The organism is Stutzerimonas stutzeri (genome assembly GCF_002890915.1).
Taxonomy (GTDB): domain Bacteria; phylum Pseudomonadota; class Gammaproteobacteria; order Pseudomonadales; family Pseudomonadaceae; genus Stutzerimonas; species Stutzerimonas stutzeri_AF.
The window spans coordinates 109279-120072 of the sequence record NZ_POUT01000010.1 but is presented as its reverse complement, the minus strand read 5'-3'; the positions used below and the strand labels follow the sequence as shown (position 1 = coordinate 120072).

Here is a 10794-nt window from a genome sequence, read left to right as displayed (position 1 = left end):
CGAGCATGGCGCTCGCCGTTCTGGTTGCGCGGGCCACGGAGGCTGGTTATAGTCCTGCGCCGCTGATTTCCTCAATCAGCAACGCACAAGCATCATGCCCGGATGGCGAAATTGGTATACGCAAGGGACTTAAAATCCCTCATCCGAAAGGGTATGCGGGTTCGACCCCCGCTCCGGGCACCAATGATGGCTCACTGGAGCCTCGCCCCTCGCCTTTGCCCATCCCAATACAGCTGGACGACTCGGCAGCTGCACACAAGACCGCTCGTTTGTACGATGCGAAATCAGATTCGCTCGACAGCGGATCGGCCAGCCGTGCCGCACATCGTCATGTCCGGAGCAGCCCGTCGCGCCAGGGCCAGGGCATTCGGCGACTTGCCCGCGGCGCCGGCCTGTTGCCGGCCGCGCCAATGGGCCTGCGCCTGGATAGTGCCGATTTCCGATTTCTTGACCAGATCCTCTAGTGATCGCTTGCTCATCAGAACCCCCTTGCCTCATCGTGGGCATCCGTTCCACTCGGACATCCGTTGCAAGTAGCATGCGCCAGCGACTGTTACAGGGGCTTTTCAGAGCATCCGGGGCAGATGATCGAGCCGATCGCATCGACGATTGGCGCTGAGCGCAGCGAAGCCCAACAATTGCAATGCGGAACCCTCAGCTTGCGTGCCGCGGCAAGCCCAGCGAAATCAGCGCCGCCACGACCACGAAGCTCGCCGAGACCCAGAGGCAGGCCTGCAGGCCATGGGCCTGGAAGACCCAGCCTGACAGCAAGGTACCGAGCAAGCGGCCCAGTGCGTTGGACATGTAGTAGAAGCCCACATCCAGCGAAACCCCGTCTTCCTTGGCATAGCTGACGATGAGGTAGCTGTGCAGCGAGGAATTGACCGCGAACAGCGCGCCGAACAACAGCAGCCCCCCCAGCAGGACCAGCGCCGGCGACAACTCGCTGGCCAGGCCCATGGCGATCACGGCCGGCAACCCCGCCAGCATGGCGGCCCAGACGAATGCGACACGGCCGTCGGGCACGTGGCCACGCCTCTTGCCGGTGATCGCAGGTGCCAGCGACTGAACGATGCCATAGCCGATGATCCAACAGGCGAGAAAGCCGCCAACCTGCCAGAAGCTCCAGCCGAAGGCCGTACTCAGATACACCGGCAAGGCAACGACGAACCACACATCGCGGGCGCCGAAGAGGAACAGCCGGGCCGCGGAAAGAATATTGACCGCCCGGCTCTTGGACAGGATGTCCTTGAACCTGGGCTTGGCCTTGGCTTTGCCGAGATCCTTCTTCAGCAAGACCAGGCTACCCAGCCAGATCAGCGCCAGCACGCACGCCATCGCCAGCACCGCGCCGGTGAAGCCGAGCAGCGCCAGCAACGCGCCACCGAGGAAGAAGCCGACACCCTTGAGCGCATTCTTCGAGCCCGTGAGAATCGCCACCCAGCGGTACAAGGTGCCCTGCTCGCTGCCGGGAACCAGTAGCTTGATCGAACTCTTCGCCGACATCTTGTTCAGGTCCTTGGCGATGCCGGACAGCGCCTGCGTGCCCATGACCCAGGGCACGGTCAGCCAGGCGGCCGGTACGGTGAGCATCAGCAGGGCGAACACCTGCAGCGCCAGGCCGATGTTCATCGTCCGGTTGAGCCCCAGGCGGGCGCCCAGGTAGCCCCCGATCAGATTGGTGACCACCCCGAAGATTTCATAGAACAGGAACAGCGCGGCGATTTGCAGCGGCGTATAGCCCAGCGTGTGGAAATGCAGCACGACCAGCATGCGCAGGGCGCCGTCGGTCAGCGTGAAGGCCCAGTAGTTACCGGTGACGATCAGGTACTGGCGCACCTCGGGGGAGAGTCGGGCAAGGGCTTGCATGAGGGATTCCGGTTGCCTGGGCCATGGGGCGGGAGACTCGCGCGGTGATCTCCCGCACGGGCCGGGTATCGAGCAGATCGCCGCTGGTTCAGCCAGCCAGTCCCACCTTGCGCGCCAGCTCCACCGTGCGATTGGCGTAGCCCCATTCGTTGTCGTACCAGGCATAAATCTTCACCTGGGTACCATTGACCACCATGGTCGACAGCGCGTCGACGATCGACGAGCGCGGGTCGCTGCGATAGTCGATGGACACCAGCGGGCGCTCCTCGTAGCCGAGGATGCCCTTGAGTTCGCCGTCGGCCGCCGCCTTGAGCAAGCGGTTCACCTCCTCCACGCCGGTGGCGCGCTCGACTTCGAACACGCAGTCGGTCAGCGAGGCGTTGGCCAACGGTATGCGCACCGCATGGCCGTTCAGCTTGCCGCGCAGTTCGGGGAAGATTTCCGCGATGGCGGTGGCCGAGCCGGTGGTGGTCGGAATCAGGCTCATGCCCGAGGCCCGTGCCCGGCGCAGGTCCTTGTGCGGCTGGTCGAGGATGCTCTGGGTGTTGGTCAGGTCGTGGATGGTGGTGATCGAGCCATGGCGGATACCGAGATGCTCATGGATCACCTTCACCAGCGGAGCCAGGCAGTTGGTGGTACAGGACGCGGCGGTGACGATGCGGTGCCGGAGCGGGTCGTAGAGCCCGTCGTTCACGCCCATCACCACGTTGAGCGCTCCCGGCTCCTTCACCGGCGCGCTGACCACCACGCGCTTCACGCCCTGTTCCAGATACGCCTGCAGCACGGCGACGCTCTTCATCTTGCCGCTGGCCTCGATGACCACGTCGCAGCCGGACCAGTCGCTGTCGGCGATCGCCTTGTTGGCGGTGACCTTCACCCGCTGGCCGTTGATCACCAGGCAATCGGCGTCGGCACCGGCTTCATGCTGCCAGCGGCCGTGCACGGAGTCGAAATTCAGCAGATGGGCGTGGGTCGCCGCATCGCCGGCAGGGTCGTTGACCCGTACGAAATCCAGCTCCGGCCAGTCCCAGGCCGCGCGCAGGGCCAACCGTCCGATGCGGCCGAAGCCGTTGATGCCAACTTTGATACTCATGCAAGACTCGCTCAGATAGGTGAAGTCAGATATTTCGCGGGGCGAACATGATGATCGCCATCCCCAGGACCGCCACGGCGCCGCCGAACAGGTCCCAGCCGGTAGGCCGAACGCCATCGACCAGCCACAACCAGAGCAACGCCACACCGACATAGACGCCACCATAGGCGGCATATACCCGCCCGGCAGCCGTAGGGTGCAGGGACAGCAGCCAGGCGAACAGCGCCAGAGAAACGGCCGCCGGCACCAGCAACCAGATGCTCTTGCCCTGTTTCAGCCAGAGGTAGGGCAGATAGCAGCCGACGATCTCGGCGACGGCGGTGATCACGAACAGGACAAGGGTATTCAGCATGCGCCCCTCGTCATTCGCCGAAACGTTCGATCCAGCCGGCATGGGCCGGGTGCTGGATCGCCTTGGGCCGCAAGGCCTGCACGGCGGCGATGGCGTCCTGGCGCGGCACGCCGCGCCCGATCAGGATTCGAGCCGCAATCAGCCCGGTGCGACCGGAACCGCCTTTGCAATGAATGGCGAGGCTGCGCCCGCTGCTCAGCAATTCGACGATGCGCACGCGGGCACCTGCCCAGGCGCTATCGAAGTCCGCCGATGGCACCTGCTCGTCGGCTACCGGCAGGTGAATCCACTCCAGGCCACGCGCAGCACAGAGTTGCGGCAGTTGCGTGGCGCCATTGCGGGCCAGCTCAGCGCTGGGCATCAGCGTGATCAGCGCATCGGCACCGGCGGCCTGCAAGGTATCCAGGGCCTCGTCCACGCGGGTATCCCGCGTACCGGGGCATGGCGTGAAGATCAGACGGCCGCCGCCGGGGACGTCGAGAATGTCATAGGGATGCTGGGGCATGACTATTTCCTGTAGATCAGATGGAGCGTTGGTTGACGCGCTCGGACAACGCTGCGGCCGACTCCTTGCGCTCCGAGTAGCGGTCGACCAGATAGTCGGTGCGACCGCGTACCAGCAGGGTGAACTTGAACAGTTCCTCCATCACGTCCACTACGCGATCGTAATAGGACGAGGGTTTCATACGACCGTCGTCCTCGAACTCCAGGTAGGCCTTGGCCACCGAAGACTGGTTGGGGATGGTGATCATGCGCATCCAGCGCCCCAGTACGCGCATCTGGTTCAGGGCGTTGAACGATTGCGAGCCACCGCTGACCTGCATGAGCGCCAGCGTCTTGCCCTGGGTCGGGCGCACCGCTCCTACGGCCAGCGGCACCCAGTCGATCTGTGCCTTGAGCACTGCGCTCATGGCACCGTGGCGTTCCGGCGAACACCACACCTGCCCTTCCGACCACTGCATCAGCTCGCGCAGCTCCTGGACCTTGGGATGGCTGACCGGCGCATCGTCCGGCAACGGTAGCCCCGAGGGATCGAAGATGCGTGTCTCTGCGCCGAAGCGCTGCAACAGGCGCGCGGCTTCCTGCACCAGCAAACGACTGTAGGAGCGCTCGCGATTCGAGCCATAGAGCAGCAGGATACGTGGCTTGTGTTCCGGCTGGGGCGGCAAGCCAAGTTGCTCCAGGGTGGGCAGATCGAGCAGCTCGGGGTCGATATTGGGCAGGTCGTCGTGCATGAAGCCGTCCTGAAGGTGGTTGGCAGGCAACGGTGCAGGCTCCGCCAGGCATCGTCGTACACGTAATCAGGCGCAGGCGCTGGAGCGCTCCGGCCGGTTGCGCATGTTTTCCAGGCGCTGGACGTTGCTGCTCAGCCAGTTCTTGTTGGCGATGATGACCGGTTGGAGCATGTCGCTCACCCAATCGGGCAGGTGCGGATGCAAACGGTAATAGACCCACTGCCCCTGGCGTCGATCCTCCAACAAGCCACAACCACGCAACAAAGCCAGATGCCGGGAAATCTTCGGCTGGCTTTCGTCCAGTGCGCAGGTCAGCTCGCAGACACACAGCTCCCCTTCGCGAGCGATCAGCAGGGCGATACGGGCCCGGGTTTCGTCCGCCAGGCATTTGAATACGGTGGTGGGTGTCAGGTGCTCGATCATCGAAGAACTCTTCAGTGTTTGTTCCTTACCAGCACGAACATCTTGATGCGCTCGTGAATCTCATGAAGGGTGTGACGATAGGCGTCCGGTTGTTCGCTGCTGGCTGGGTCCTCGAAATTCCAGGCGATGTACTCGCCGGCGCCCGGCAGCGCATGGCATTCCAGCGATGACTTGTCGCACAGCGTGATGACGTAGTCGAACTGCTGCCCTTCCAGTTCCGCCAGCGACTTGCTGCGCAACCCGGCTGTCGATACGCCAAGATGGTGCAGTGCCGCCAGCGCATGAGGATCGACCTGCGTCGGTGCAGTCCCGGCACTGAACGCCTCGAAATGCTCCGCATCGGTATGGCGCAGCAGGGCCTCGGCCAGCAGGGAGCGCGCCGAGTTGGCAACGCAGACGAACAGCACGCGAGTTTTGCAAGTCATGGCAAGCTCCTGCGAATACGCTTTGGCGAATATATTGCCTGCTGCATATTCCGTAAAGCCCCGTCGTTCATTTCTGATGACTAGGGAAAGTCCTGATTTGCTCAGCACAGAGCTGCGGGCGTATAGTGCACAACAGATATATTATTTAGCGCATATCAACACACGAGAGCCTGCCAGCGGCACCGCCGAGGTCAGCTCCGCGCCCCGCCCCGTTCGATATCAAGCTGCAAGAAGGTAGAAACAGATGTCCAGCCAATGCGAAGCGCTCGGCAAGAAGGCTGCTGGTGCACCGCTCGGATTCTTCGAGCGCTATCTGACGCTATGGGTGTTTCTCTGCATCGTTGCCGGCACCCTGCTCGGCCTGGGCCTGCCTGCAGTTGCACATGCGATCGGCGCGCTGGAAATCGCCCACGTGAACATTCCGGTCGGCCTGCTGATCTGGGTGATGATCATCCCCATGCTGATGAAGATCGATTTCTCGGCGCTGCGGGAGGTCTATGCCCAGCGCACGAGCATGGGCATCACCCTGTTCGTCAACTGGGCGATCAAGCCCTTCACCATGGCTCTACTGGGCTGGCTGTTCATCAAGCACATCTTCGCGCCCTGGCTGCCCGCGACGGAGCTGGACAGCTACATGGCGGGGTTGATCCTGCTCGGTGCCGCACCGTGCACGGCGATGGTCTTCGTCTGGAGCAATCTGTGCAGTGGCAACGCCAACTTCACCCTGACCCAGGTGGCCTTGAACGACGTGGTGATGATATTCGCCTTCGCCCCCATCGTCGCCCTGTTGCTGGGTGTCTCGTCGATCCCGGTTCCGTGGGACACCCTGCTGCTCTCCGTGGTGATGTACATCGTCATTCCACTGGCCATCGCCCAGTTCATCCGTGCGCGGCTGATGAAACGCGGCGAACGCGCGTTCCAGACGGCACTGGCGAAGGTTTCGCCATTTGCCATCGTCGCCCTGCTGGCGACCCTGGTCCTGCTGTTCTCCTTCCAAGGCAAAGCCATCGTCGCCCAGCCGCTGATCATTGCCATGCTCGCCGTGCCGATCCTGCTGCAAACGCTGTTCATCGCGGGACTCGGCTATTGGCTCAACCGCAGCTTCAAGGTTCGCCACGACGTGGCCGGGCCGTCGACGATGATTGGCGCCTCGAACTTCTTCGAGCTGGCAGTCGCCGTCGCAATCGTGCTCTACGGCTTCGACTCGGGCGCGGCATTGGCCACCGTGGTCGGCGTACTGATCGAAGTGCCACTGATGCTCTGGCTGGTACGCAGCATCAACCACAGTCGGGATTGGTACAACCAGGCATTATCAGCGGCTTGAGACAACGCCCGTTGCGCGCCCCGACGGGGCGCACGGCAGGCCAGCTATCGCTCCGCGGAACCAGCAGGCGATGCTCGTGGCCTGATGAGTAGCAGCGCTGTGGAGACAAGCCGTGTCCGACTCGATGACTTACCTGGTCATCGCCGCAATGGTCCTGCTGATAACGCTTGATCTGCTGGCGATCATCAGCGTCTTCAAAAGCGACAGAACCGTAGGCGCCAAAGCGCTCTGGGCTATCGGCATTGCCGTTTTCCCGATACTGGGCCTGCCGTTCTGGCTATTGGCCGGCCTTCGCCGCACGCGCTGAAGCGTTCTCAGGGATTCGAGCCCAGCAGATCCAACGCCTGCCCCAGGACCTCCACCGCTTCGGCATGCTTGCCGGCATTGTGCAGTTCCTCGCCCTGCGCCCGCAGATCCTTGACCTGGGCGAGCGTGGCGGCATCTTCTGGCGGGTTGTTCTGCAGTTGCTCATCGATCTTCGCCATGTCCATTGGGCAATGCATGGCGAACAGTGAAGTACTGAAGACGGCAGCGAGGGTGAAACCAAGCAGGCGGCGCATGGCGGCTCTCCTCTGGGAGCGGTCCTTCAAGTATAGAAAGCCCTGCCGGCGCAACCGGGTTTCGGATATATGGTCAGCCGTAACGGCTGAGCGAGTGCTCGCCTTGCGGCGCCATCGCTGCAAAAGAAAAAAACCCAAGCAAACGAGCTGCTTGGGGTTCTTTTAAGATGGAGGCCGATGTCGGAATCGAACCGGCGTACACGGATTTGCAATCCGCTGCATAACCACTCTGCCAACCGGCCTCAAAACGACTGCGCCGCAATTTCCTGCGGCGCAGTCTGCAAACTGGAGCGGGAAACGAGACTCGAACTCGCGACCCCGACCTTGGCAAGGTCGTGCTCTACCAACTGAGCTATTCCCGCGTTGTCTTGGTGACGGGCGCCATTCTATACCATCGAATGCTGCCGTCAAGCCTTTGATTAAAAAAGTTTTTATTTCTTTTCCGTGGTGCTCAGGTGCGGCCATGCGGCGATCAGGTAGTTGACCATCGACCACAGCGTCAGGCCGGCCGCGACGATCAGCAGCGCATATCCGATTCCGACCCAGATCGTCGGCTGCGGCGGGTTGGCCAGCAGGATCACCAGGGCCACCATCTGCGCGGCGGTCTTCCACTTGCCCAGGTTGGAGACCGCCACCTGCGCCCTGGCGCCGAGTTCCGCCATCCATTCGCGCAGCGCCGACACCACGATCTCGCGGCCGATGATGATCGCCGCCGGCAAGGTCAGCCAGAGATTGCCGTGCTCCTCGACCAGCAGCACCAGGGCCACCGCCACCATCAGCTTGTCGGCGACCGGATCGAGGAAGGCGCCGAACGGCGTGCTCTGCTCCAGCCGACGTGCCAGGTAGCCGTCGAGCCAGTCGGTCAGTGCGGCCACGGTGAACACTGCGCTGGCGGCCAGGTAGCTCCAGTAGAACGGCAGGTAGAACAACAGGATGAAGATGGGTATCAGCAGCACGCGCAGTACGGTGAGCAGGTTTGGGATATTCATCGGTACCACTGATCGGCGGAATTCGAGGAGAGTTTACTCACTGTGCAGAGCGGCATAAATCGACTCGGCAAGCTTTTTACTTATACCAGGTGCTTTGGCGATTTCCTCGAGGCTGGCTCTGCATAGCTCCTGCAGACCACCGAAGTGCTTGAGCAGTTCGCGCCGGCGCTTGGGGCCGATACCCGGAACGTCTTCGAGCGTCGAGGTACGCCGCGCCTTGCCGCGTCGCGCTCGGTGTCCGGTGATGGCGAAGCGGTGGGCTTCGTCGCGCACCTGCTGGATCAGGTGCAGCGCCGGCGAATCGGCCGGCAGGGTGAATTCGTGGGCGGCATCGTTCAGGTAGAGGGTTTCCAGGCCCGGCTTGCGCGTCACGCCCTTGGCCACCCCGAGCAGGATCAGCTCCGGCACGGCCAGCTCTTCGAGCACCTCGCGGGCCATGTTGAGCTGGCCCTTGCCGCCATCCACCAGCAGGATGTCGGGCAGCTTGCCCTCGCCTTCGGCGGCCTTGCGAAAGCGGCGCGACAGGGCCTGGTGCATTGCCGCGTAATCGTCGCCGGCGGTGACGCCCTCGATGTTGTAGCGGCGGTAGTCGGACTTCAACGGTCCTTCCGGGCCGAATACCACGCAGGAGGCTACGGTCGCTTCGCCGCTGGAATGGCTGATATCGAAGCACTCCAGGCGCAGCGGCGGCTCGTCGAGCTGCAGCGCCTCGGCCAGTGCCTCGAAGCGCGCCGACAGGTGTTGCCGGTTGGCCAGCCGTGCGGCCAGTGCCTGTTCGGCGTTGGTCAGCGCCAGCTGCTGCCAGCGCGCCCGGGTACCGCGCACGCGATGGCTGATGCTGAGTTCCAGCCCACGCAGCTCGGCGATGGCGTTGGTCAGCGTGGCGAAGTCCTCGTGCACGGCGTTGACGATCAGCTCGCCCGGCAGGTCGCGCTCCGCCGAGCCCAGGTAATACTGCTCGAGGAATGCCTGCAGCACTTCGCTGACGCTTTCCTCGATCGCCACCTGGGGGAAGAAGTTCTTGCTGCCCAGCACCCGCCCGCCACGCACCGTGATCAGGTGAACACAGGCGCCGCCCGGGCTGACCGCCGCGGCGACGATGTCGACGTCGCCGGAACCGCCTTCCATGCTCTGCTGGTCCTGCACCCGGCGCAGGATGGCGATCTGGTCGCGAATCTCGGCGGCGCGCTCGAAGTCCAGGTTCATCGCGGCCTTCTCCATGTTGCGCGAGAGTTCCTCGGCCAGCGCGTTGCTGCGGCCTTCGAGGAACATCACCGAATGGCGCACGTCCTCGGCGTACTCGGCGGGATCGACCAGGTTCACGCAGGGCGCCTTGCAGCGCTTGATCTGGTACTGCAGGCACGGCCGCGTGCGGTTGCGGTAGTAGCTGTCCTCGCACTGGCGCACGAAGAAGGCCTTCTGCAGCAGGCTCAGGCTTTCGCGGATGGCCCCGGCGCTGGGATAGGGGCCGAAATAGCGCCCCGGCTCCTTCTTGGCGCCGCGGTGGATGCTCAGCCGCGGGAATTCCCCGGTGGACAGGAAGACGTAGGGGTAGGACTTGTCGTCGCGCAGGAGGATGTTGTACGGCGGCCGCCACTGCTTGATCAGCGTCTGCTCGAGCAGCAGTGCCTCGGTTTCGTTCGCCGTGATGGTGGTTTCCACCTGCGCGATCTTCGCCACCAGGGCCGCCGTCTTCGGCGCCTGGCCGGTCTTGCGGAAGTAGCTGGCCAGGCGCTTCTTGAGGTTCTTGGCCTTGCCCACGTAGAGCAGCTTGCCGTCGCTATCGAGCATGCGATACACGCCAGGCCGGCCACTGCAGGCGGCCAGGAATGCGGCCGGATCGAAGGTGCCTGCCATCAGTTGACGGTATCGACCATCCCGTGACGAACCGCCAGCAGGGCCAGTTCGACGTCACTGGTGATCGAAAGCTTCTCGAAGATGCGGTAGCGGTAGGTGTTGACCGTCTTCGGCGAGAGGCAGAGCTTGTCGGAGATGCTCTGCACCTTCTGGCAGTTGGCGATCATCAGCGCGATCTGGATTTCCCGTTCGGAAAGCAGATCGAAGGGCGACTCGCTGAGCTGCGGCTGGAACGACTTCAGTGCCAGCTGCTGGGCGATCTGCGGGCTGATGTAGCGCTGGCCGCCGAAGACCATGCGAATGGCCTGGACCATTTCATCGAGCGCCGCGCCCTTGGTCAGATAACCCGCCGCGCCGGCCTGCAGCAGGCGGGTGGGGAAAGGATCCTCTTCGCAGATAGTCACTGCGATGACCTTCAGGTCGGGATAGCTGCGCAGAAGCTTGCGAGTCGCCTCGAGGCCACCGATGCCCGGCATCTTCACGTCCATCAGGACCACATCGGGCTTGAGTTCGCGGGCCTTCTTGATGGCCTCTTCGCCAGAATCCGCCTGCCCAATGACTTGCAGCCCATCGATATCCCCCAGCATGCGACTGATGCCTGTGCGAACCAGATCGTGGTCGTCGACCACCAGCACCCTAATCAAGCAGACACCTCATTGACTGTATT

Annotated in this window: 14 protein-coding genes and 3 tRNA genes; 3 read left to right on the top strand and 14 right to left on the bottom strand. The window is 63.2% G+C overall.

Features of this window, described 5'->3' with window-relative positions:
* Positions 1–96 precede the first annotated feature (96 nt).
* Positions 97–183, top strand: a tRNA-Leu gene (locus tag CXK94_RS17470).
* 101 nt (positions 184–284) lie between these two features.
* On the opposite strand, the gene CXK94_RS17465 is transcribed toward CXK94_RS17470, so the two are convergent.
* The 8 genes from CXK94_RS17465 to CXK94_RS17430 all read right to left on the bottom strand — a co-directional run bounded on the left by CXK94_RS17465 (position 285) and on the right by CXK94_RS17430 (position 5397).
* A complete protein-coding gene (locus CXK94_RS17465; protein WP_102895287.1) occupies positions 285–479 on the bottom strand; it encodes a hypothetical protein in 195 nt (64 codons plus the stop codon).
* A gap of 175 nt (positions 480–654) precedes the next feature.
* Entirely contained in the window at positions 655–1869 is a 1215-nt protein-coding gene (gene arsJ / locus CXK94_RS17460) for an organoarsenical effux MFS transporter ArsJ (RefSeq protein ID WP_102895286.1), read from the bottom strand.
* 88 nt (positions 1870–1957) lie between these two features.
* Positions 1958–2962 (bottom strand): ArsJ-associated glyceraldehyde-3-phosphate dehydrogenase, encoded by a 1005-nt coding sequence (locus tag CXK94_RS17455; protein ID WP_102895285.1) that lies wholly within the window; start codon positions 2960–2962, stop codon positions 1958–1960.
* Between the two features lie 25 nt (positions 2963–2987).
* Positions 2988–3314, bottom strand: coding sequence for a YnfA family protein (locus tag CXK94_RS17450; protein ID WP_102895284.1), 327 nt, complete (start codon positions 3312–3314; stop codon positions 2988–2990).
* Positions 3315–3324: 10 nt separating this feature from the next.
* A complete protein-coding gene (locus tag CXK94_RS17445; protein WP_102895283.1) occupies positions 3325–3819 on the bottom strand; it encodes a tyrosine-protein phosphatase in 495 nt (164 codons plus the stop codon).
* Positions 3820–3835: 16 nt separating this feature from the next.
* The gene (gene arsH / locus CXK94_RS17440; RefSeq protein ID WP_102895325.1) at positions 3836–4549 is read right to left on the bottom strand and encodes an arsenical resistance protein ArsH; all 714 of its coding nucleotides are present in this window, start codon (positions 4547–4549) and stop codon (positions 3836–3838) included.
* A gap of 66 nt (positions 4550–4615) precedes the next feature.
* Positions 4616–4972, bottom strand: a complete 357-nt coding sequence (locus CXK94_RS17435) for a metalloregulator ArsR/SmtB family transcription factor (protein WP_037038051.1) — start codon at positions 4970–4972, stop codon at positions 4616–4618.
* A gap of 11 nt (positions 4973–4983) precedes the next feature.
* Complete coding sequence (locus CXK94_RS17430) at positions 4984–5397, bottom strand: arsenate reductase ArsC (RefSeq protein WP_037038050.1); 414 nt, start codon at positions 5395–5397, stop codon at positions 4984–4986.
* Positions 5398–5641: 244 nt separating this feature from the next.
* Between CXK94_RS17430 and arsB the strand changes: the two genes are divergently transcribed.
* On the top strand, positions 5642–6721 hold the full coding sequence (arsB, locus tag CXK94_RS17425; RefSeq protein ID WP_102895282.1) for an ACR3 family arsenite efflux transporter: 1080 nt from the start codon (positions 5642–5644) through the stop codon (positions 6719–6721).
* A gap of 124 nt (positions 6722–6845) precedes the next feature.
* Positions 6846–7028 (top strand): PLDc N-terminal domain-containing protein, encoded by a 183-nt coding sequence (locus CXK94_RS17420; protein WP_180984446.1) that lies wholly within the window; start codon positions 6846–6848, stop codon positions 7026–7028.
* 7 nt (positions 7029–7035) lie between these two features.
* Here the strand turns inward: CXK94_RS17420 and CXK94_RS17415 are convergent, their stop codons facing one another.
* From CXK94_RS17415 to gacA, 6 genes are all read right to left on the bottom strand, one after another.
* A complete protein-coding gene (locus CXK94_RS17415; protein ID WP_037038046.1) occupies positions 7036–7281 on the bottom strand; it encodes a hypothetical protein in 246 nt (81 codons plus the stop codon).
* Positions 7282–7449: 168 nt separating this feature from the next.
* Positions 7450–7523, bottom strand: a tRNA-Cys gene (locus tag CXK94_RS17410).
* Between the two features lie 44 nt (positions 7524–7567).
* Positions 7568–7643, bottom strand: a tRNA-Gly gene (locus tag CXK94_RS17405).
* 69 nt (positions 7644–7712) lie between these two features.
* Positions 7713–8270: a CDP-diacylglycerol--glycerol-3-phosphate 3-phosphatidyltransferase gene (gene pgsA, locus CXK94_RS17400; protein ID WP_102895280.1), complete on the bottom strand. Its 558-nt coding sequence runs from the start codon at positions 8268–8270 to the stop codon at positions 7713–7715.
* Positions 8271–8303: 33 nt separating this feature from the next.
* Entirely contained in the window at positions 8304–10127 is a 1824-nt protein-coding gene (uvrC, locus tag CXK94_RS17395; protein WP_102895279.1) for an excinuclease ABC subunit UvrC, read from the bottom strand.
* On the bottom strand, positions 10127–10771 hold the full coding sequence (gene gacA / locus CXK94_RS17390; RefSeq protein WP_037038042.1) for a response regulator transcription factor GacA: 645 nt from the start codon (positions 10769–10771) through the stop codon (positions 10127–10129). The genes uvrC and gacA overlap by 1 nt, the downstream gene beginning before the upstream one ends.
* Between the last annotated feature and the right edge of the window lie 23 nt (positions 10772–10794).

What these genes read in the sequence shown, in the direction of transcription:
- arsB (WP_102895282.1), top strand. Translation starts at nt 5,642, where the DNA reads ATGTCCAGCCAATGCGAAGCGCTCGGCAAGAAGGCTGCTGGTGCACCG.
- CXK94_RS17430 (WP_037038050.1), bottom strand. Translation starts at nt 5,397, where the DNA reads ATGACTTGCAAAACTCGCGTGCTGTTCGTCTGCGTTGCCAACTCGGCG.
- CXK94_RS17435 (WP_037038051.1), bottom strand. Translation starts at nt 4,972, where the DNA reads ATGATCGAGCACCTGACACCCACCACCGTATTCAAATGCCTGGCGGAC.
- CXK94_RS17445 (WP_102895283.1), bottom strand. Translation starts at nt 3,819, where the DNA reads ATGCCCCAGCATCCCTATGACATTCTCGACGTCCCCGGCGGCGGCCGT.
- pgsA (WP_102895280.1), bottom strand. Translation starts at nt 8,270, where the DNA reads ATGAATATCCCAAACCTGCTCACCGTACTGCGCGTGCTGCTGATACCC.
- CXK94_RS17465 (WP_102895287.1), bottom strand. Translation starts at nt 479, where the DNA reads ATGAGCAAGCGATCACTAGAGGATCTGGTCAAGAAATCGGAAATCGGC.
- CXK94_RS17455 (WP_102895285.1), bottom strand. Translation starts at nt 2,962, where the DNA reads ATGAGTATCAAAGTTGGCATCAACGGCTTCGGCCGCATCGGACGGTTG.
- arsJ (WP_102895286.1), bottom strand. Translation starts at nt 1,869, where the DNA reads ATGCAAGCCCTTGCCCGACTCTCCCCCGAGGTGCGCCAGTACCTGATC.
- uvrC (WP_102895279.1), bottom strand. Translation starts at nt 10,127, where the DNA reads ATGGCAGGCACCTTCGATCCGGCCGCATTCCTGGCCGCCTGCAGTGGC.
- CXK94_RS17415 (WP_037038046.1), bottom strand. Translation starts at nt 7,281, where the DNA reads ATGCGCCGCCTGCTTGGTTTCACCCTCGCTGCCGTCTTCAGTACTTCA.
- arsH (WP_102895325.1), bottom strand. Translation starts at nt 4,549, where the DNA reads ATGCACGACGACCTGCCCAATATCGACCCCGAGCTGCTCGATCTGCCC.
- CXK94_RS17420 (WP_180984446.1), top strand. Translation starts at nt 6,846, where the DNA reads ATGACTTACCTGGTCATCGCCGCAATGGTCCTGCTGATAACGCTTGAT.
- CXK94_RS17450 (WP_102895284.1), bottom strand. Translation starts at nt 3,314, where the DNA reads ATGCTGAATACCCTTGTCCTGTTCGTGATCACCGCCGTCGCCGAGATC.